This window comes from Stackebrandtia albiflava (assembly GCF_007994225.1).
Taxonomy (GTDB): Bacteria; Actinomycetota; Actinomycetes; order Mycobacteriales; family Micromonosporaceae; genus Stackebrandtia; species Stackebrandtia albiflava.
Window position 1 is genome coordinate 1766815 of sequence record NZ_VLLL01000005.1, and the last position, 20262, is coordinate 1787076.

Here is a 20262-nt window from a genome sequence, read left to right on the forward strand (position 1 = left end):
CGCGGAACCGAGCCCCGGGCCCGACGAGTCGTCCGGTTCGTGGTGTGCCGCCGCCGGCCGCGGAACCCCGTGCCGGGCTTCGGCGGTGCTATCCGGACGTTCCGAGGGCGGCGGCCTCCGCGGCGATGGTGGTGTCCGGCCCGTGTCCGGTGTGGACCACCGTGTCACCGGGAAGCGTGAACAGTACCCGCCGTATCGAGTCCACGATGGTGTCGTGGTCGCTGTAGGACCGCCCGGTGGCACCGGGACCGCCCTGGAACAGGGTGTCGCCGGTGAAGACCACTCCCGCGGCCGGGACGTACAGGCACACCGCGCCCGGCGCGTGGCCCGGCGTGTGCAGGACCCGCACCTCCACACCGGCGACCGTCAACACCTGACCGTCCGCCAGCTCCGCGTCGGGCGCCCGGTCGGGGTGGGTCATCCGCCACAGCACCAGGTCGTCGGGATGCAACATGACCGGGGGCCGCGCCCCCTCGCGCGCGGCGAGCTCCGACAACCGCGGCGCGGCGTTGACGTGGTCGTTGTGAGCGTGGGTGGACACGATCGCGGTGACGCGGCGCCCGGCCAGCGCCCGAAGGATCGCCTCGGCGTCGTGGGCGGCGTCGACGACCAGCACCTCCTCGTCGTCGCCGACGAGCCAGACGTTGTTGTCGACCTGCCAGCTTCCGCCGTCGAGTGTGAACTCGCCGGAGGTCACGACCCTTTCGATGCGAAGCCCCGTCACAGCAGCACCACCGATCGCAACACCTCGCCGCGCGTCATCCTCCCGAACGCCTCCTCCACAGCGGACAGCTCGATCGTCTCGGACACGAACGCGTCCAGGTCCAGTCTGCCTCGCAGATAAAGGTCGATGAGCATCGGGAAGTCGCGCGACGGCAGGCAGTCCCCGTACCAGGAAGACTTCAGCGCCCCGCCCCGGCCGAACACGTCCAGCAGCGGCAGCTCCAGCCGCATCTCCGGTGTGGGCACACCCACCAGGACGACCGTCCCTGCCAGGTCACGGGCGTAGAACGCCTGCCGGTACGTCTCCGGACGGCCCACGGCCTCCACCACCACGTCGGCGCCGAACCCACCGGTGAGGTCCTTGATCGCCTCCACCACGTCCGCGTCACGGGCGTCGATCACGTCGGTGGCGCCCAGCCGCCTGGCCCATTCCAGCTTGCGCGGATCGACGTCCACGGCGATGACCGGCGCCGCGCCCGCCAACACCGCACCAGCCACCGCCGCGTTGCCGACCCCACCGCAACCGATGACCGCCACCGAGTCGCCCCGGGACGCCCCGGCGGTGTTGAGGACGGCTCCCAGGCCGGCCATCACCCCGCAGCCCAGTAGTCCCGCCACCGCCGCCGGTGCGCGTGAGTCGACCTTGGTGCACTGTCCGGCCGCGACGAGTGTCTTGGCGGCGAACGCGCCGATGCCCAGTGCCGGCGTCAGCGGGGTGCCGTCGGCAAGGGTCATCCTGCCCGTGGCGTTGCGGGAGTCGAAGCAGTACCACGGGCGTCCACGTGCGCACGCCCGGCAGCGACCGCAGACCGCGCGCCAGTTGAGGATCACGAAGTCCCCCGGCGCCACCTCGGTCACCCCCGGGCCGACCGCCTCCACGACACCGGCGGCCTCGTGGCCGAGCAGGAACGGGAACTCGTCGTTGATGCCGCCCTCCCGGTAGTGGAGATCGGTGTGGCAGACGCCACAGGCGCGCACCGCGACCAACGCCTCGCCCGGACCCGGGTCCGGGACGCCGATGGTCTCCAACCGGACCGGTTCGCCCCTTCCCGGCGCCACGATCGCCTGAACCTCATGCACCATGCCGGCTCCCTTCCGCGTGGTATGCGCGGGCCCCGCACGTCGTGAGACGGCGGTCACACCGCGCCGGTCTCGACCCTACCCACGAACCGGCCGTCGCGGAAGCCCACCCGTCTCCGTCATGACGGGGGTGGCGGCGGGATGGCAACATGGAGGGGTGAGCGACGCACCGGACACCCCCAACGACGACGGCGAATCGCAGGGCGGCGGGAATCCACGCCTGGCGACGGGCATCTCGATGGGCCTGTCACTCGGCCTCGGCCTCGGCATCGTGTTCGGCGTGACCCTGCTCGACGATCTCGCGCTGGGAATGGCGCTGGGAATGGCCATGGGCGTGGGCATCGGGGCGGCGCTCGGATCCGTCAAGCCCTCCGCCGGCGCCGACGAGCGGACGGAGGAGTCGCCGTGACCCTCGCGGTCGGCGACACCGTCCCGGACTTCACGCTTCCGGATCAGACCGGTTCGCCGCGATCACTGAGCGGCCTCCTCACGAACGGGCCCGTGGTCCTGTTCTTCTACCCGGCGGCCATGACCCGGGGTTGCACCGCCGAGAGCTGTCACTTCCGTGACCTGGCGGCGGAGTTCGCCGAGGCCGGTGCGCAGCGGGTGGGAATCAGCCGCGACGACGTCGCCCGGCAGCGGGAGTTCGCCGACCGTTACGACTTCGACTACCCCCTGCTGTCCGATGTGGCCGGCGAGGTCGCCGGACTGATGGGGGTGAAGCGGTCGCTTCCGTTGGGACCGTTGGCGATCCGGCGTACGACCTTCGTCATCGGGACCGACCGGAGGGTCCTGGCGGTCATCCGCAGCGAGCTGAACATGCGACAGCACGCCGACGAGGCACTGCGGGTGCTCCGGGGCTGACGACCGTCGTCACCCCTCCGGCGGGGGCTGCCGCAACAGGCCCTCCACGTGCCGCTTGAAGTCCTTGAGGTCTCGTTTGACCCACAAGCCGATGATGCCGAAACGGTCACCGACGTTCTCGAAGAATCCGGTGGGTTCGAGCACCAGTGCCGCGGTGACCCGGGTCGTGGTGGCGTCCAGGGGCTCGAACTCCATGACACCCACGTGTCCGGCGCCCTCGACCGCCCGCCACGTGATGCGCTTGTTGGGCACGCGGTCGACGACCTCGGCCTCGAAACTCCGTGTCACACCGGCGATGTCGACCGTCCACCGGGAACGTTCGGGGTCCAGCCTCTCTATCGCCACCACGTTCTCGGTCACCTCGGGCAGCCGCTCGTACCGCTCCCACTCGGTGAAGGTCGTCTGCACCGGCGCCTCCACTGTGACGGATTCGGTGATCGTGCTCATCGGTTCGCTCCCTCGCGTGACGTGGCGGGACCACCGGCCTCACCGGCGGCCGGCTTCTTCGCGGTACTCCGCAGCGGGGTGAAGGGCTCCACGTCCGCAGGGTGCCCTCTCACGATGGCCCTGCCACGCGCCACCTCGGCGTCGAACTGCGCCCCCAGCAGGACGGCGATGTTGCTGATCCACAACCAGACCAGGAAGACGATCACACCGCCGAGGGTGCCGTAGGTGCGGTTGTAGGAGCTGAAGTTGGCGACGTACAGCGCGAACCCGGCCGAGGCCAGCGCCCACAGGACCACCGCCAGAAGGCCGCCCAGGCTCGGGATCCTGAACCGGCCCACGACGGCGTTGGGCGCGCCCCAGTACAACAGGGCGAGGATGAGACTCACCAGGACCACCAGAACGGGCCATTTGGCGACGTCCCACACCGACGCGAACGTGCCACCGGCACCGATGAACCGGCCGAGTGCCTCGGCGAGGCGGCCGGTGAACACCACCAGGAAGCTGCACACGATCAGAACGACTCCACTCACCACGGTCAATGCCAGTCGTACCGGCCACACCCACCAGAACGGACGGCCCTCCGGGACGCCGTACACGACGTTGGACGCCCGGATGAAGGCGCCGACATACCCCGAGGCCGACCACAGTGCCGCCGCCACACCCACGATCGCCACCAGCGAGGCCGACGACCGCGACTCCTGCAGGTTGCGGATTCCGTCGGTCAGGATGTCCCCGACCGCTCCGGGGGCCAGTGTGGTGATCTGGTCGACGAGGGCGCGCGTGGTGTCCTGGCCCAGCATGCCCAGCACCGACACCAGCACCAACAATCCGGGGAAGATCGACAACACCGCGTAGTACGTCAGCGCCGCCGCCCAGTCGAGCAGGTCGTGCGCCAGGAACCGCGTGACGGTTCGGCGGAGCACCGCAGGCCAGGCCAGTTCCCGCAGCCGCACCTTGCGAGGCGGGTCCTGCGCGTGGGACCCGGGCTGGTGAACCGGGTCGGGGGCACGGTCGGTGTGCACGTCATACCTCCGGAGAGCGAACGGCGCCGGAGGCTCAGTGGCGGCACCCGGCGGAATGGTGTTCCCGGCGGGCATGCCAGAGCAACAGCCCGGTCAGAGTGATCGACACACTCGCCAATACCGCGATGAGCGGTCCACGACGGCGGAGGGCCACACGCGACAACTCCGACATCCGTTGCCGGGCCCGGTCGGCGGCCTCACGGGTGCGGGTCGCCGGGTTGACGCGGTCGGCGAGCAGTTCCACGGTGCGGCCGAGCGCCTGCCGGGTCGCGAGTATGTCCGCCCGGATCGCCGCCTGGTCGTCCTTGGCCGGCGGTTCCACCGGCAGCGCCGCGGGAACCGGGTGCTCGGTCTCGGGCGGCCCGCCGGGTGAGGCGACCGTCGAGGCCGCCGCGCCCGCCTCCACCGCGCGCGCCCGATCCTCCTTGAGTGTCATCGCTGCATCGCCCTCCTGACCTCTGCCACGTCGGCCTTGAGACCGTCGACCGTCTCCTGCCCGATGGGGCCGCCGGCGCGCCGCATCCGCGACCTTCCGGCGAGCGCCAACACGAGCGCGACCAGCAGCAGGACGCCCGCCACCACGAGAGCGGCGGCCCAGCCCGGCATGATCAACGCCAACGCGATGACGCCGGCGGTGACGAGGCAGCCGAACGCGAAGAAACCGAGGAACGCCGCCCCACCGAGCAGCCCGGCCCCCGAGGCGGCCTGTCTGCCCTTGGCGGTCAGTTCCGCGCGCGCCAGCGCGATCTCGTCACGGACCAGCCGCGACGTCTGCTCCACGGCACGGTGAACCAGCTCCGCCGTGGAGGGCTTCACCGGCTCGACGACGGCCTTGTCCATCAGCCCGGTCATGCGGACAACCTCCCTACGGGTCGTGGCGTGGCTTCTACCCTGACGGGCTTCGACTCAAACATTCCACAGTCACCGGAGGTTCGTGCCGGTTCGCCGGATCCGAAGCGCTCAGCCCGGATTGGTCCCCAGCACCCGGATCGCCCGCAACGTCACGACGCCGCGCCATTCCAGGACCGACGCCCCGTGCGGCGGCGTCCAGGTGAGCGGCCAGCCGCCGTCGTCCTGCTGGGTGTCGAGGAGCCGGCGCAGGTGGGCGGTCACCGCGTCCTCGGGGAACAGCGCGCGGTCGGGATGCCCGGCCTCCGGTGCGAGGTCCAGCGGGGTGACGCCGTAGTCGTCACCGGGCCGGAGCTGGAAGTACGGCATCTCCGGCCACCGTTCGACCAGTGCCGCGCGGATCCGTCCGGCCCAGGCGGTGTCGGGGTGGTCGGCCAGGAAACGCAGTATGTTCCCGGCGGTGTGCCCGTCGAGCCCGTCGTCGGCCGCCAGGCGGTCTATCCCCTCGACGCAGAACCGTTCCGCCGACTCGAACCAGCCGGCGTCGGCTCCCAGCCGCCGCAACCGGGCCAGTATGCCCGCGGTCGGGTTGAGTCCGGGCGGGAAGTCGCCGTCGCCCCAGTGGGCCGCCCGGGGATACCGGGCCACGCTCGGCAGCACGATGGGCAGGCCGCCCGAGGGTGTCACGTGCGCGGCGAGGTGGTCGGCGACGCCCTGCGCCAGCGCGGTGAGCCGGTCGGCGACCGGCGGCAGCCCGCCCACGCGTGTGTCGGCCAACCGCTCGGCGATCTCCAGGGCGAAGTCGGCCGCCAGCGGTTGGCTCTCCGGTGTACGTGCGTCGGGTTCGAGCGCCCATCCGAAGCCGCCGTCGGGGTTGCGGTGGCCGCACAGCGCGTCGATCACCGCGAGCACGTCGGCGGTCTCACCTCCGCCGAACCACACCTGTGCGAGTCGCCGTTCGAGGATGCGGGCGTTGCCGGTGATGAATGCGAGTCCGCGCCGGACGGCCGCCTCGTGTAGGTCTTCGGTCATCCGGGCAGGTTAACCGGCCGCCGGGGACGCCGGATTGAACGAAACGGTCGGCGAGCAGGACGCGGGGGGTCTGTCCGGTGAGCACGCGGCACTCCCGGGTCAGGTGCGCCTGGTCCGCGTACCCGGCGCGGAATGCCAGCTCGGCGAGTCCGTATCGGCCGGGTTCGGCCAGCCGCAGGAACCTCTGGAGTCTGGCCACCCGCCGGAACCGGGCCGGGCCGTAGCCGACGGCGGCGGTGAAGCGGCGGCGCAGTTGGCGGGGCCCGAGGTCGCTGTCGGGTACCGGTGCGCCGGACTCCAGGGCGGCGGCCAGGCGGCGGACGTCGACGTCGAGTCCGGGCCGCAACCGGGCTCTCACCACGTCCAACGGGCCGGTCTCACCGGCGAGGAGCCGTTCGGTGACGTCACGGCCGGGTACTCCCCACAGCGCTTCGAGGTCGGGCCGTAGGTCGGTGATCCGGTCGGCGGGCGTTCCCAGTACGGCGGGCGCGGCGCCGGGATGGAATCGGACACCGTGGACGGGGCCGGGACGCCGGGGACCCGAGGGCCGGTAGGCGACGGTGTCGGCTCCGGCGACGAAGACGGTGTCGGGCGTCAGGATCAGGTCCAGGCAGCCGTCCGGGAGGATGGCGCGGCCGCCGGTGGCGTCGGTCCGCCATACGCAGCGGACCACGCCCGACAACTCCGGTGGCGGTGGCTTCTCCTCGTACACGCGGTTCACCATGCCACGAGACACGTCATATTGACCTCCTTCAATTTAATTGAGAGAATCGAGCCACTTACCGACTCGTCAGTAAGTGATTCGGCGGTCGCATCGCGACCGTCCTCAGCCCGTGAAATGGGGAACCATGACCATCACGACACCCGTCACCCGATCCGGCACCCGGCCGGCCCGCCGACTCCTCGGCCTCGCGACCGCCGCCGCCCTCGCCGTCGGCCTCCTCACCGCCACCGCACCCGCGGCACAGGCGGCGATCCCCGACCGGCCGGAATGGACCCTCCAGTTCGGCGACGACTTCGACGGCGCGTCCGGCACCCTTCCCGACACCGCGAACTGGCGTTTCAGCATCGGACACGGCTACCCCGGCGGCCCCGCCAACTGGGGAACCGGTGAGATCGCCTACCACACCGACGATCCCGCGAACGTCAGCCTCGACGGCACCGGCAACCTCCGCATCACCCCCCGCCGTGACGCGGCCGGCAACTGGACGTCGGCCCGCATCGAGACCAACCGGCAGGACTTCCGCCCACCCGCCGACGGCGTCCTGCGCATCGAGAGCCGCCTCCAGATGCCGAACGTCACGGGAGAGGCCGCCATGGGCTACTGGCCCGCGTTCTGGGCACTCGGATCACCGTACCGGGGCAACTGGTGGAACTGGCCGGGCATCGGCGAGTACGACATCATGGAGAACGTCAACGGGATCGACTCCACCTGGGCGGTGCTCCACTGCGGAGTCGCACCGGGCGGGCCGTGCAACGAGAACAACGGAATCGGTGCCAGCCGCACCTGCCCGGGAAGCCCCTGCCAGGGGAACTTCCACACCTTCACCTTCGAATGGGACGCGTCGAGCTCGCCACAGGAACTGCGCTGGTACGTCGACGGTCAGCAGTACCACTCGGTCGATCAGTCCCAACTGCCGGCCGACACGTGGTCGCAGATGACGTCCCACGCCGGATACTTCATCATCCTCAACGTCGCGATCGGCGGCGCGTTCCCCGACGGCGTCGCGGGCCGGGTCACCCCCACGGCGGCCACCCGGCCCGGCCACCCGATGGTGGTCGACTACGTCGCGGTCTGGACCCGCCCCGGCGACGGCGGCGGCGACCCCGATCCGGGCGACCCGCAACGCGACGCCTACTCCCCCATCCAGGCCGAGAGCCTCGACGGCCACCGGGGAGTGGTCGTCGAGGGCGGTCACATCGGTTACCTGGCCTCCGGGGACTGGGCGCGCTTCGACGGCGTCGACTTCGGCGCCACTCCCCCGGTCGACTTCCTCGCCCGGGTCGCCTCCGGAGCACCACCGGGAGTGAGCGGACTCGTCGAGATCCGGTTGGACTCACCCGGCAACCCACCGATCGGCGCGTTCGCGGTCGGGACGACGGGCGGGTGGACGTCCTGGCGTGACATCCCCGGCAACGTGTCGGCGGTGACCGGGGTCCACACCGTCTTCGTCACGTTCACCAGTGGACAACCGGCCGACTTCGTCAACCTCGACCGGTTCCACTTCAGGAGGTGATACGGGGACATGCCGAGGGCCGGTCCTGGGAGACGTGGCACCACCCAGGGCCGGCCCTCGCCCCCCGATGATTCGCCGCATCCGACACAGGTGGGTAGTCGAATGACTGCGAACAGTGACGACACTAGCGGCCGCCCGCCGGTTTCGCACCGGTTCGGGCGAACTCGTCCGCTCTCGGTGGTTTCCGCTCCCGTCCGCGAACGCTCCGGCAGCCGTCGCGGGTGAGTCCGAGACGCCGGTACTCAGTGCGAACAGGGCTGCCGGCGGGACCGCTTGACCCGGTACATCGCCTGGTCGGCCTCGTGAAGGGCATCCGCGACCCCCACGAACCCCCGCTTCAGCGGCGCCCATCCGATGCTGATGGACACCGGGATGTCGATGACCATGCGCTGCCAGTCGTCGCCCATGACCGCCTGATTGATCCGTTCCCCGATACGACCGGCGTCGGCGAGACTCGTCTCGGGCAGGACCACGACGAACTCGTCACCCCCGGCCCGGGCCAACAGGTCACCGATGCGCACGTTACGGGCGAGGATGCCGGCGACCCGCTGGAGCACCTGGTCTCCGGTCGCATGACCGTAGGTGTCGTTTATCGCCTTGAAGCCGTCGAGGTCGAGGACGCCCACCATGGCTTCGGAGGATCGTGCGGCCAACTCCCGGATGAACCGCTCCAGCCGCCGCCGGTTCGGCAGGCCGGTCAACGGGTCGGTCATGGCGGCGTCGGCGTAACGCGCCACCGTGCGGCGCAGGTGCTCGTGATCGAGCAGGGCGCCGACGCTGTCGAGCAGCAACGGCCGCAGCCGTTCGCTCTGCCGACTGATGTGACTGGCCGCCCGCCGCTCGGCCTCCAGGGCCTCGGCGAACCGGCCCAACCCGCTCAACGCCAGCGAACGGAGCCGCAACGGCTCGGCGGCGCCGGCCGTCTCCACGCCCACCCCGGGACCGTCGAGCAACTTCAGCGCGGCGCGTTCCCGGCGCGCGACGATATCGGCGCACACCCGCGACAGGATCCGCATCTCCCGGAACACCGGCAGGTCGATGTCGGGAGCGGTCGTCGGCGCCGGCTCGGGTCCCCCCAACACGGCGCGGCGGTGGGCCGCGAACCGCAGCCACGCGACGGCGGCGGGTTCCAGGTCCGGTGCCGGCGGGACCCCGATCAACAGGTCGTCGAGCATCTTGCGGCAGGCGTCGCCGTCGCCCCGATGGTCCAGGGAGACCGCGTGCCGTACCACGGCCTGTATCCGGCCCTTCTCCCAGATCGAGGAGTCCGACACCGTCAGGACCCGGTCGAACGCCTCCCGGGCCTGCTCGTGGAAACCGAGGATCGTGTACGTCAGGCCGAGGTTCCCCCAGGCCGTGGCGGCCGGTTCCCCGGTCTCGGTCATCTGGCTGAGTGCCCGCTCGCTGGTGATCAGATGGATGCCGCAGTTCTTCAGCGAGCCGGTCTGGTGTGCCGACCATGCGGCCAGGGCGTGGAAGTTGCCCACCAGCCGTGGATCGGGGCAGGCCTCCAGGGCGTCGGACGCGCGTGCCAGGGCCGCCGCGACCCCCGGTCGGTCCCGCAGGTTCATGTTGGCCGCGAGGATGAACTGCCGCGCCTGCGCCACGCGCATCGGATCGGCGACCGCACCGGCGATCTCCTCGCCCGCCTTGATCACCTGGTGCGGAGTGCCGGACTGCATGAGGGCGCGGAGCCGCGCGTAGTCCTCCTGCCATGTCGGCACCGAGGTACCTTGCTGCGATGACGGCATCTCACCACCCTGCCAGTCCGCTCTGCACCGCTGTCGCCGCGCGATCACGCGACTACCCACCATAATCCGTCGCAGCGCCGGGGGAAAGCCGACGAGTTCCGTCGCGGCACGTACAGACGTCAATCGATGTGATCATAGCCACGCGCTACGAGGTCGAACGTGGGAGTGGTGCTCCCCGCCCGCCGTCCAGGTGTGGCCGGAAGCCCTGGGGCGCACCGAGAACGCACGGAACGGCCGCCGGCCGCCACCGAATCGGCTCCGGCGTTCCGGGACCCCCGCGGCTAGAGTGGCCTGCGTGTCCGACCCCCGGCCGATCACCGTCGCCGCCCGCGGCCTCGCCGGCCTGCTGGCCGGTGCGGCGACGGCGGTGCCTCAACTGTGCGGTCTCGTCGTCACGGCCGTGGTGCCCTCCTCCGGGTGGCGCCGCCGCACGGTCGAGGCCGGCGCCCGGCTGCACGTGGCCAGGATGCGATGGGCTCGCCCCGGTTGGGAGGCCGGTGCGCCACGCCGCCCGTTGTTGTTCCTGTGGGTGGTCACCGCGCTGGGACTCATGACGACGGCGATCGTCGTCCTCATCGTGGCCGGGGCGGGCGTGTCGCTGAACGCCGGAGTGAGCTGGGCCATGGGCCGCACGATCGACGACATACCTCCGTCTCCGGGCAACATCGCCTATCTGGGGCTGCTGGCGGCGGTGCTGGCGTTCCTGGCGGTACAGGGTCTGGTGGGGGTGGCGGCCCTGGAGTACCGCGTCGGCGACCGCCTTCTGAACCCACATCCGGACCGGGTGCTGCGGGAACGGATCGACAGCCTGACGTCGAGCCGGGCGGCCATCGTGGCGGCGGTGGACGCCGAGCGCCGCCGCATCGAACGCGACCTGCACGACGGAGTCCAGCAGCACGTTCTGGCACTGGGGATGCTGATCGGCCGCGCGCGGCGGCGCGGCGGGACGGACGACCCGGTCCTCGCACAGGCTCAGGAGACCACCGCACGGCTGCTCACCGAACTGCGGCAGGTGAGCTGGCGGGTGTTCCCCGCCGAGTTGGACGCCGCGGGCCTGGCGGCGGCGCTGGAGGGTCTGCGGGACCGCGCGGCCGTGGACGTGGTGCTGCGTCACCACGCGACCGGCGAGCTTCCCGACGCTGTCGAGACGGCCGCGTACTTCCTGGTGAGCGAGGCGGTCACCAATGCGGCGAAGCACTCCGGCGCCGACCGTGTCACGGTCACGGTCGACCGCGGTGACGGTGAACTGGTGGTGACGGTGGTCGACGACGGGTGTGGTGGCGCGGATCCGGCGGGCGGCGGCCTGGCCGGGCTGGCGCGCCGGATCGCGGCGTTGGACGGTGAACTGGTGGTGGACAGCCCGGTGGGGGGTCCCACCACGGTGGTGGGGAGGATCCCGTGCGACTGATGCTGGTGGACGATTCGGTGCTGCTGCGGGAGGGCCTGGCCCGCCTGCTCGCCGACGAGGGGCACGAGATCGTGGCGTCGCTGGGCGACACCGAGGGGCTCCCCGACCGGGTCGCGGCCGTCCGGCCGGACGTGGTGGTCCTCGACGTGCGGATGCCCCCCACTCACACCGACGAGGGACTCCGGGCGGCGACGGCGATCCGGGAGCGACTGCCCCGGCAACCGGTCATGGTGTTGTCCCAGTACGTCGAGCGGCGGCTGGCCGGCGAACTGCTCGGCGACGACGCGTCCGGTGTCGGTTACCTGCTCAAGGACCGGGTGATGCAGGTGGACGACTTCCTCTCCGCCCTGCACCGGGTCGCCGAGGGGGGAAGCGCGCTGGATCCCGAGGTGGTCCGGCGGTTGCTGGACCGCCGGGCCGACCCGCTGGCCCGGTTGTCCGGACGGGAGCGGGAGGTGTTGGCGTTGATGGCCGAGGGCCACACCAACGCCGGGATCGCCGCCTGCCTGCACGTGTCGCGAAGCGCGGTGGAGAAGCACGTCGCCTCGGTGTTCGGCAAGCTGGGTCTGTCCCAGGTGGACGGATACAGTAGACGGGTACTCGCGGTGCTGCGGCACCTGGCGGCCGCCGACTCATCCACGATGGAGTGACGTCGGGCACGCCCTCCGCAATCGCTTACCCACTGGTCGGATCGCCGTCGCCCCGTCGCGCACGGTGACCGTCGCGGCGGACGGACGGCGGCGAGGGCAGCGGGCTACCATCACGCTCGTGGTGCGGCGGACCGTCCGACCGAGGGCGGTGCCGGCATCACACGGCCGACCAGGTTGAGTCGTCCCCCCTCGCGAAGGAGGCCACCGTGATCCTGCACGCCCGCAAGGCGACGGAATGACCGCCTTCCGGTTCCTCGACACCGTCGCCGCACCGGGCACCTCCGGAACGCGGCCGATCCGGTTCCGCCGCCGGGCGACCCGTATCGCGCCACACGGGTGCGCCCGCTCCGACCGGCGTGTCACCCGGTGCCCGGGCGGAGGCCGCGGATGAGCCATGAGGACGCCATCGCGATCATCGGCATGTCGGTGCGCCTGCCGGGTGCCGACACCGTCGCCGACTACTGGCGGGACGCGTTCCACGGCACCGTACACATCAGGCGATTCACCGCCGCGGAGCTGGTGGCGGCCGGCATCCCGCCGGAGGACGCCGCCGATCCCGCGTTCGTCGCCGCCACCGCGCCGTTGGACGACGTCACCGGTTTCGACGCGGCGGCGTTCGAGATGAGCCCACGCGAGGCCGCGATCACCGACCCGCAACACCGGCTGTTCCTGGAGGTATGCCGTCACGCGCTGGAGGAGTCCGGCTACTCCGGCGCCGACGGCCGCGTCGCGCTGTACGGCAACACGGGATACCACCTGCATCCCCTGCAGGGCTACCTGCGCCGGCGACTCGACGGGCGGGTGTTCGACGACGCCTTCCCCTACAACGCGGTCAACGGCCTTCAGGTGGCGTTCGGCAATCACACCGACTTCGTCGCGACCCGGGCGGCGTTCCGGCTCGGGCTGACCGGCCCGGTGATGACCGTCCAGAGTGGTTGCTCAAGCGGCCTGGTGGCCGTACAGGCCGCCGGACACGCCCTACGTGCCGGCGAGGCCGACCTGGCGGTGGTGGCCACCGCAGCCGTCCACATTCCACAGATCATCGGCCACCGTCACGTACGGGGTTCCATCCACTCCCGATCCGGCGTGTGCCGGGTGTTCGACGCGGAGTCCGACGGGATGGTGACGGGCAACGGCGCGGCGGCGGTGGTGCTGAAACGGCTCGACCGCGCGCTCGCCGACGGCGACACCGTCGACGCGGTGATCCTGGCGACCGCCGTCAACAACGACGGCGACCGCAAGTCCGCCTACCCGGCACCGAGCGTGCCCGGCCAGGTCGAGGCCGTCACCTCGGCCCTCCACGCCGCCGGGGTCTCGGCGGACCGCATCGGCTATGTGGAGGCCCACGGCACGGGCACCTTCAAGGGCGATCCGATCGAGTTCGACGCGCTCACCGAGGCGTTCCGTCGCCACACCGACCGGATCGGGTACTGCGCGCTCGGTTCGGCGAAGGCGAACATCGGACACCTGGACTCCGGTGCCGCGCTTCCCAGCCTGATCCGCGCGGTCGGGGTGGTGAAGAACGGTCTGATACCGCCGCTGGCGGGTCACACCGCGCCCAATCCGCGTCTGGCGCTGGACGAAAGCCCGTTCTACCTGCCCCGCGAGGTCACGCCCTGGCCGGGACCGGGGCCGCGGCTGGCGGGCGTGACCGCCCTCGCCGTGGGCGGCACGAACGCGCACCTGGTGTTGTCGTCTCCGCCGCCTCGTCCCCCCAGACGCCCGTCCCGGCTCGCCCCCGGGCCGCTCGTCCTGTCGGCCGCCGATCCCGCCGGGCTCAGGGCCACGGCGGAGGCGTGGCTCCGACGACTCCGCCGGGTGCCCACACCGGACCCGGCGAGGACGGCGATGACCGCGGCACGGGGGCGTCGCCACCACGCACACCGACTGGCGATCACCGGACGCACCGTCGCCCGATGGCGGGACGGGCTGGCCGACTATCTCGCCGGCCGGCCCGGCGGCTACGTCTGCACGGACGTGACGACGCCGACGACGGTCGACGATCCCCCGGCGACCCGATACGTCGACGACGGCACGACCGACTGGGCGGCCGCCGAGTCGGGACGGGAACGGCTGCCGGGATACCCGTTCCGGCGTTCCCGCCACTGGATCGGCCCACCACCACACGAGACACCCGAAACGCACGATCACGATCGAGGAGGACACATGCCGGCCCCGGGCGTACTGACCCACATCCAGGAGGCGACCGCCGCGAGGCTGGGACACCCCGTGGAGGCGGTGGCCCCGTCCGCCACCTTCCTCTCACTGGGCGCCGATTCACTGTCCATGGTGGATCTCGCACGTTCCGTCGAGCAACGGTTCGGCGTCAGGATCTCCATGCGGGAACTCTTCGAACAGGGTGACACCCCCGCGGGTCTCGCCGCGCTGGTGGCGGACCGGCTGCCGGAACCGACGCCGACCACCGCCGGGCACGCGGTTCCGGATCCGCAGGCCGCTCCGGCGGCACCGGCGGCCCAGCCCGCTCCGGCTCCGGCGCAAACGCCCGTACCACCCCCCGTTCCCCCCGCGGCGCCATCGAGCGCTGCGGCTCCGGCCCACCTGCCGCCGACCGTGCCGCCTCCGGAGGCGTCGGCGCCCGCGTGGCACGCCGCGCCGCCGTATCCGGTGATGCCGTACCAGGTGCCGGTCGCCGATCCCGGATACGAGCACCGCACCGTCGCGGCGCTGACCGGTCAGATCCAGCAACTCATCACCATCAACCAGTCGCTGGTGAACCAGGTGGCGCACCTGACCGCCCTGCTGCACGCGAGAGACGGCGGCGCCCGATGACCGCCGTCAACCCGCCACCGGACTTCGGGCTGTACTTCTTCGGGGACTACCCCGGCGGCACCGGTGCCGCCGACGCCTACGACACCATGCTCACGGCGGCCCGATTCGCCGACCGGCACGACTTCTCGTCGGTGTGGATACCCGAACGGCACTTCCACTCCTTCGGCGGCATCTTCCCCAACCCCTCGGTGCTCGCCGCGGCCCTGGCACGCGAGACCCGGAACGTACGGATCAACTCCGGAAGCGTCGTACTCCCGCTGCACGACCCGATCCGGGTCGCCGAGGAGTGGTCCGTCGTGGACAACCTCTCCGGCGGCCGGGTGGGCATCGGCTGCGCGAGCGGCTGGAACTCCAACGACTTCGTCTTCTACCCCGACCGGTACGGACGGCACCGGGAACTCATGTACGAGCAGGTCGAGGAGATACGGCGGCTGTGGGCCGGCGCGTCGACCACCCGCACCGGCGGAACCGGAGAACCCACGACGGTCTCACTGCACCCCCGGCCCGTCCAACGGACCGTGCCGATGTACACCGCCGTGGTGGGACGCCGGGAGTCGTTCGCACTGGCGGCCCGGCACGACCTGGGCATCGTCACCAACCTGATGACCCAGGACATCGACGCCCTCGCCGACAACATCGCCTACTACCGGGCCGCCCGCGCCGAGGCCGGGCTGGACCCGGCGGCCGGAACGGTGACCGTGTTGGTGCACACCTACCTGGCCGCGGACGCCAGGCGGGCCCGCGAGGCCGCGTTCGGTCCGCTGACCGGGTACATGCGCGCGTCGTTGTCGCTGTTCGGGCAGGTCACCAACAGTCTCGGCTTCAACATCGACCTGGCCGAGGCCGACGAGGACGACCTCACCTACCTGTTCTCCCGCGCCTACGACCGCTACTGCGACTCGCGCGCCCTCATCGGGTCCCCGGAGTCGTGCGCCGAGACCGTCGCGCGCCTGCGCGACGCCGGTGTCGACGAGATCGCCGCCCTGGTCGACTTCGGAATGCCCGCCGACCTGTTGACGGCGGGACTGCCCCACCTCGACGCGCTACGCCGCCGCAGCCTCACCGCCACCGCCTACCCGGTCACGCCCGGACAGCGGCGCATGTGGTTCCTCGAACGGCTCTCCCCCGGTGACTCGCAGAACGAACCCAAGGCGATCCGGCTCACCGGCCCCATCGACCACGCGGCCCTCCATCGCGCGGTGCGACGGCTCGGAGAACGGCATCCCGGCCTACGCAGCGTGTACCGGGAAGCCGACGGTGACGCGATACGCCTCGTCCAACCCCATCAGGCGATCCCGGTGGAGGTCGGCGACCACACCGGACAGGACGAGGCGACCGTGGTCGCGGACGTGATCCGGCAGGAGAGTCACCACCGGTTCGACCTGGCCGAAGGCCCGCTGTTCCGGATACGGCTCCTCCGGCTGGCACCCGAACACCACGTGCTGGTGTTCTCCCTCCACCACATCACCGTGGACGCGGCCTCGGCCACGATCCTCACGCGTGACCTGTCGGAGCTGTACCGGGCCGAACTCGCCGGACGGACCCCACGGCTGCCCATGCTGCCCCGACGCCCCGCGACGCCGGTCGCCGAGACCGACGCCGGCCTCGCGTACTGGGTCGAACGGCTCGGCGGTGAACCACCGGTACTGCGCCTGCCCGCCGACCGTCCCCGGCCGGCGGTGCAGACCTTCGCCGGCCGTGCCCGCTTCGACCGGCTCGACGCCGAGGCCACCGCCGCCCTGGTCCGGCTCGGCACCGACAACGGCGCGACACTGTTCATGACACTGCTGACCGGACTGGCCGCGACGATCCACCGGATGTCGGGACAGGACGACATGATCGTCGGCGTTCCGGTCTCACAGCGGTCGCCGGGACAGCGGGACGTCGTGGACTTCCTGGTGAACACGCTGCCGCTGCGGTTCGACACCTCCGGCGACCCGACGTTCGGTGAGTTGCTCGGGCGGGTGCGATCCGTCACGCTCGACGGTCTCGACCACGCGACCGTACCCTTCGAGACCGTCGTCGCCGCCGTCTCACCGCCGCGCGACACCTCACGGACCCCGGTCTTCCAGATCATGGCGGAGTTCAAGCCGGGCGAGGCGTTCACCCTGGACCTCCCCGGGGTCGTGGCCACACCGTTGGACGCCGGACGGGACGTGTCGGTCACCGACATGTCGCTGCACCTGCTCCATCGCGACGGCGAGGTGGTCGTCCACCTGGAGTACAACACCGACCTGTTCGACGACGCGACCGCCGCCCGGTTCTCACGGCTGTTCCTCGCCGTCCTGGCCACCGCCGGACGTCGCCCGGCCGCCCGGTTGTCGGAGCTGCCGTACGGCGACGACACCGACCGGGACCTGAACCAACGGTGGGGAACCGGCCCGGCCGCCAACGACACCGGAACGGTCGTGGACGCGATCGAGGCCCACGCCGCCGACGCCCCGTCGGCGGTGGCGATCGTGGACGAGGACGGGGAACTCGACTACGCCGGGCTGGTCGCGGGCGCCCACCGCATCGCCGCCGCGCTACGGGCGGCGGGAATCGGACGGGACGACGTGGTCGCCACCTGGCTGCCCCGCGACCGGCGCGCTCCCGTGACCTGGTTGGGCGTCATGCGAAGCGGCGCGGCCTACCTGCCGCTGGACCCCGCACTGGGAACCGCGCGGGTGGCGACGGTCCTCGCCGACAGCCGGGCCGCCGCCGTGCTGACCACCCGGGAGCTGTCCGAGTCGCTCCCCTCGGGACACGACGTCCCGGTGCTCGTACTGGACACGTCGCCCGGCCTCGCGGAGGACACACCATCGCCACCGGTCGAGGACGACGCGGCCTACGTCGTCTACACGTCCGGGTCGTCCGGCCGGCCCAAGGGTGTGGTCATCGGGCACCACGGCCTGACCGGACTGTGCGGTTGGTTCGGGCGGCGATTCCGGTTCGGGCGTGCGGGCCGTGCCGCCGCGGTGTGCGGTCAGAGCTTCGACGCGTCGGTCGTGGAGCTGTGGCCCACGCTGTACGGGGGCGGGAGTGTGGCGATCGCCCCCGAGGAGGTCCGCCGGGACCCGGCGGCGCTGGCGGCCTGGTGTGACAGGACCGGTGTGCGCTTCACGCTGTTGCCGACAGGTCTGGGCGAGGCCGTGCTGGAACTGCCGGCAGACCGCCGGCCGAGTCTGTCGGTGCTCATGATCGGTGGTGACGTCCTGCGGCGGCGCCCCGCCGCCGACGTCCCGTTCGAGGTCGTCAACGCCTACGGCCCCACGGAGGGCACGGTACTGGTCACGACCCACCCCGTCTCGGCGGACGGGCCCGCCCGGATCCCGATCGGATCACCGATCGACGGCGCCGTGTTGAGGGTCTGCGACGCGGAGGGGCGGCCCCGCCCGGTGGGCGCGGTCGGCGAACTGCGTATCGGAGGCCGGCCACCCGCGAAGGGCTACCTGCACGATCCCGGCCTGACGGCGGAACGCTTCGTCGAGGACGCGGACGGGAACCGGTGGTACCGCACCGGGGACCTGGTCCGGTGGACGAACGACGGAGTCCTGGAGTTCCACGGCAGGATCGACGACCAGGTCAAGATCAGGGGTTTCCGGGTCGAGCCCGGTGAGTCGGCGGCCGCGTTGCGCGGTCTCGACGAGGTCGCGGACACGGCGGTCCTGGCCGTCGCCGACGGCACCGGTGAGCGGCGGCTGGTGGCCTATGTAGCGCCACGGCCGGGTGTCGCCGTGCCGGGTCTCGAGGACCGGCTCGTAGAGCGACTGGCCGGCATCCTCCCGGAGTACCTGATACCCACCGGCTGGGTCTGCCTGGACCGGTTGCCGTACGACGCGAACGGAAAGGTCGACCGGGCGCGACTCCCGGAGTGGCGCCCGGTCGTGTCCGAAGTCTCGGCGCCGGACTCGGCCTCGGGGCCGCGGACGGCCTGGGCCGAGGCGCTGGGCATACCGGTCGAGAAGGTGGACGACTCGGTGTCGTTCTTCGAGTCCGGTGGCCACTCCATCACCGCGATGCGGCTCCTGAACCGGCTCCGCGCCGAGTTCGGCATCGAGACGTCCATGATGGACTTCTATCGGGAACCGACCCTTCGGGCGGTGACGACCGGCCCCCGCCCCGCGGACCTGACGGAGGGGCCGGCGTCGTACCAACAGGCCGGAATGGTCGGCGGCGGGATCCGCTCGGCCCCTGAGGACTGGAACATAGTGCTGCACGTGGACATGCGGGGAGACCTCGATCGCGAGGCGCTCGCCGAGGCCGTCACCGCGGTGACCGTCCGGCACGAGTCGCTGCGCACCGGATTCGTCCACCGGGACGGCGAGTGGATGCAGCAGGTCCTCCCGGCCGCCCCGGCGTCCCTGCCCGAAGTGGATCTGACGGGCCTGCCGGCCGAGGAGTCCGCGGCCGGGATCGACGCCGAGAGCCGCCGGCTCGCCCAGACCGGCTTCGACGTCGGGGCGGGCCACCTCGTCCGTTTCCGCCTCCTGCGCGCGTCCGCGGACAGATGGAGACTGGTGGTCGTCGCCCACCACGCCGTCTGCGACGGGTGGGGGATGTCCGTGCTGCTGGCCGATCTCGCGAGCGCCTACCGGCAGGCGGTCACCGGTGGCCCGGTGTCGCTGCCCAGGGCGGCGCAGAGCATCGAATACGCCCGGTGGCAGCGGGAGAACTGGAGCGACCGGATCTTCGACCGGCGGATGGAACACTGGCGGGAACGGCTCCGTGGCACCGACCTGACGGCCGGATTCCCGCCCACCGTGGCACGCTCCGAGGACACGCCGGGGGTGTTTCTCCGGCGTGAGATCCCCACCGAGCTGGTCGCACGGGTCGCGGACTTCACGGCGGCCCGGGGATACACCCCCTTCGCCGCGTGGGCCACCGCACTCGGTGTCCTGGTGGCCCGCCGGACCGGCGTGACCTCCATGGCCTTCGGAACCCCCTACGCCGCACGCGAGGACGCCCGGCACGACAGCCTCATCACCAGCGTGGCCATGGTGATGCCACTCGGCGTGCACGTCCCCTCCGGCACCGGTTTCGGTGACGCGTGCGCCCGGACCATGGCCGACCACGCCACCGCCGTCGACCACCTGATGCCGTTCCGGAAACTGTGCGAGGGGCTGGTCACCGACCGGGCCGGTCTCTCGAAGATGTTCCCGGTCCTGTTGGCGTACCAGAGTTCGGTGCGGTTGGACCTCGACCTGCCCGGCCTGGAGACCACCGTCGACGAACCGCACAACGGACGCCCCCACCGGCGGACCGCGTTCTTCGTGGAGCCTGGCCGGTCGCGGTGGCGATTCGGTGTGCTGTGCGACGGCGCCCGATACGACGAGACCACCGCCGGAGAATGGCTCGACGCCTGGATCGAGGCCCTGGCCGAAGGGATAGGCGACCCCGACACACCACTGCGGCTCACATAGCGCCGGG

Annotated in this window: 16 protein-coding genes; 7 read left to right on the plus strand and 9 right to left on the minus strand. The window is 71.6% G+C overall.

Annotation, left to right across the window (positions count from 1 at the left end; all coding sequences use genetic code 11):
• Positions 1-88: 88 nt before the first annotated feature.
• Positions 89-724: an MBL fold metallo-hydrolase gene (locus LX16_RS09075; RefSeq protein WP_147135959.1), complete on the minus strand. Its 636-nt coding sequence runs from the start codon at positions 722-724 to the stop codon at positions 89-91.
• A complete protein-coding gene (locus LX16_RS09080) occupies positions 721-1806 on the minus strand; it encodes an S-(hydroxymethyl)mycothiol dehydrogenase (protein ID WP_147135961.1) in 1086 nt (361 codons plus the stop codon). The genes LX16_RS09075 and LX16_RS09080 overlap by 4 nt, the downstream gene beginning before the upstream one ends.
• 154 nt (positions 1807-1960) lie before the next feature.
• On the opposite strand from LX16_RS09080, the gene LX16_RS27505 reads away from it, so the two are divergent.
• Both LX16_RS27505 and LX16_RS27510 read left to right on the plus strand, forming a co-directional pair.
• Positions 1961-2212, plus strand: coding sequence for a hypothetical protein (locus tag LX16_RS27505; RefSeq protein ID WP_244615734.1), 252 nt, complete (start codon positions 1961-1963; stop codon positions 2210-2212).
• A complete protein-coding gene (locus LX16_RS27510) occupies positions 2209-2667 on the plus strand; it encodes a peroxiredoxin (protein WP_147135964.1) in 459 nt (152 codons plus the stop codon). The genes LX16_RS27505 and LX16_RS27510 overlap by 4 nt, the downstream gene beginning before the upstream one ends.
• Before the next feature lie 9 nt (positions 2668-2676).
• On the opposite strand, the gene LX16_RS09095 is transcribed toward LX16_RS27510, so the two are convergent.
• The 6 genes from LX16_RS09095 to LX16_RS09120 all read right to left on the minus strand — a co-directional run bounded on the left by LX16_RS09095 (position 2677) and on the right by LX16_RS09120 (position 6753).
• Positions 2677-3114 carry an SRPBCC family protein gene (locus LX16_RS09095; RefSeq protein WP_147135967.1) on the minus strand — a complete coding sequence of 146 codons (438 nt, stop codon included), beginning with the start codon at positions 3112-3114 and terminating at the stop codon, positions 2677-2679.
• Entirely contained in the window at positions 3111-4136 is a 1026-nt protein-coding gene (locus LX16_RS09100; RefSeq protein WP_211354359.1) for a YihY/virulence factor BrkB family protein, read from the minus strand. Before LX16_RS09100 ends, LX16_RS09095 begins: the two co-directional genes overlap by 4 nt.
• A 34-nt stretch (positions 4137-4170) precedes the next feature.
• Positions 4171-4572, minus strand: coding sequence for a DUF3618 domain-containing protein (locus LX16_RS09105; protein ID WP_147135973.1), 402 nt, complete (start codon positions 4570-4572; stop codon positions 4171-4173).
• On the minus strand, positions 4569-4988 hold the full coding sequence (locus LX16_RS09110) for a phage holin family protein (RefSeq protein ID WP_147135976.1): 420 nt from the start codon (positions 4986-4988) through the stop codon (positions 4569-4571). The genes LX16_RS09105 and LX16_RS09110 overlap by 4 nt, the downstream gene beginning before the upstream one ends.
• A gap of 108 nt (positions 4989-5096) precedes the next feature.
• Positions 5097-6017: a hypothetical protein gene (locus LX16_RS09115; RefSeq protein WP_147135979.1), complete on the minus strand. Its 921-nt coding sequence runs from the start codon at positions 6015-6017 to the stop codon at positions 5097-5099.
• Positions 5908-6753 carry a helix-turn-helix domain-containing protein gene (locus LX16_RS09120; RefSeq protein WP_211354360.1) on the minus strand — a complete coding sequence of 282 codons (846 nt, stop codon included), beginning with the start codon at positions 6751-6753 and terminating at the stop codon, positions 5908-5910. Before LX16_RS09120 ends, LX16_RS09115 begins: the two co-directional genes overlap by 110 nt.
• 112 nt (positions 6754-6865) lie before the next feature.
• On the opposite strand from LX16_RS09120, the gene LX16_RS09125 reads away from it, so the two are divergent.
• Positions 6866-8254: a glycoside hydrolase family 16 protein gene (locus LX16_RS09125; protein WP_147135982.1), complete on the plus strand. Its 1389-nt coding sequence runs from the start codon at positions 6866-6868 to the stop codon at positions 8252-8254.
• A gap of 242 nt (positions 8255-8496) precedes the next feature.
• On the opposite strand, the gene LX16_RS09130 is transcribed toward LX16_RS09125, so the two are convergent.
• Complete coding sequence (locus LX16_RS09130; RefSeq protein WP_158645539.1) at positions 8497-9978, minus strand: diguanylate cyclase; 1482 nt, start codon at positions 9976-9978, stop codon at positions 8497-8499.
• Positions 9979-10300: 322 nt separating this feature from the next.
• Here LX16_RS09130 and LX16_RS09135 point away from each other — a divergent pair, with 322 nt between their 5' ends.
• The 4 genes from LX16_RS09135 to LX16_RS09150 all read left to right on the plus strand — a co-directional run bounded on the left by LX16_RS09135 (position 10301) and on the right by LX16_RS09150 (position 20255).
• A complete protein-coding gene (locus LX16_RS09135) occupies positions 10301-11413 on the plus strand; it encodes a sensor histidine kinase (RefSeq protein WP_147135989.1) in 1113 nt (370 codons plus the stop codon).
• Positions 11404-12063 (plus strand): response regulator, encoded by a 660-nt coding sequence (locus tag LX16_RS09140; protein ID WP_147135992.1) that lies wholly within the window; start codon positions 11404-11406, stop codon positions 12061-12063. The genes LX16_RS09135 and LX16_RS09140 overlap by 10 nt, the downstream gene beginning before the upstream one ends.
• A gap of 387 nt (positions 12064-12450) precedes the next feature.
• Complete coding sequence (locus tag LX16_RS09145) at positions 12451-14853, plus strand: type I polyketide synthase (RefSeq protein ID WP_147135995.1); 2403 nt, start codon at positions 12451-12453, stop codon at positions 14851-14853.
• Positions 14850-20255 (plus strand): non-ribosomal peptide synthetase, encoded by a 5406-nt coding sequence (locus tag LX16_RS09150; RefSeq protein ID WP_147135998.1) that lies wholly within the window; start codon positions 14850-14852, stop codon positions 20253-20255. Before LX16_RS09145 ends, LX16_RS09150 begins: the two co-directional genes overlap by 4 nt.
• Positions 20256-20262 lie beyond the last annotated feature (7 nt).

Excerpts from the sequence above, each read along its gene's own strand:
- LX16_RS09080 (WP_147135961.1), bottom strand. The coding sequence starts at position 1,806 with ATGGTGCATGAGGTTCAGGCGATCGTGGCGCCGGGAAGGGGCGAACCG.
- LX16_RS09095 (WP_147135967.1), bottom strand. The coding sequence starts at position 3,114 with ATGAGCACGATCACCGAATCCGTCACAGTGGAGGCGCCGGTGCAGACG.
- LX16_RS09105 (WP_147135973.1), bottom strand. The coding sequence starts at position 4,572 with ATGACACTCAAGGAGGATCGGGCGCGCGCGGTGGAGGCGGGCGCGGCG.
- LX16_RS09110 (WP_147135976.1), bottom strand. The coding sequence starts at position 4,988 with ATGACCGGGCTGATGGACAAGGCCGTCGTCGAGCCGGTGAAGCCCTCC.
- LX16_RS09115 (WP_147135979.1), bottom strand. The coding sequence starts at position 6,017 with ATGACCGAAGACCTACACGAGGCGGCCGTCCGGCGCGGACTCGCATTC.
- LX16_RS09125 (WP_147135982.1), top strand. The coding sequence starts at position 6,866 with ATGACCATCACGACACCCGTCACCCGATCCGGCACCCGGCCGGCCCGC.
- LX16_RS09145 (WP_147135995.1), top strand. The coding sequence starts at position 12,451 with ATGAGCCATGAGGACGCCATCGCGATCATCGGCATGTCGGTGCGCCTG.
- LX16_RS09150 (WP_147135998.1), top strand. The coding sequence starts at position 14,850 with ATGACCGCCGTCAACCCGCCACCGGACTTCGGGCTGTACTTCTTCGGG.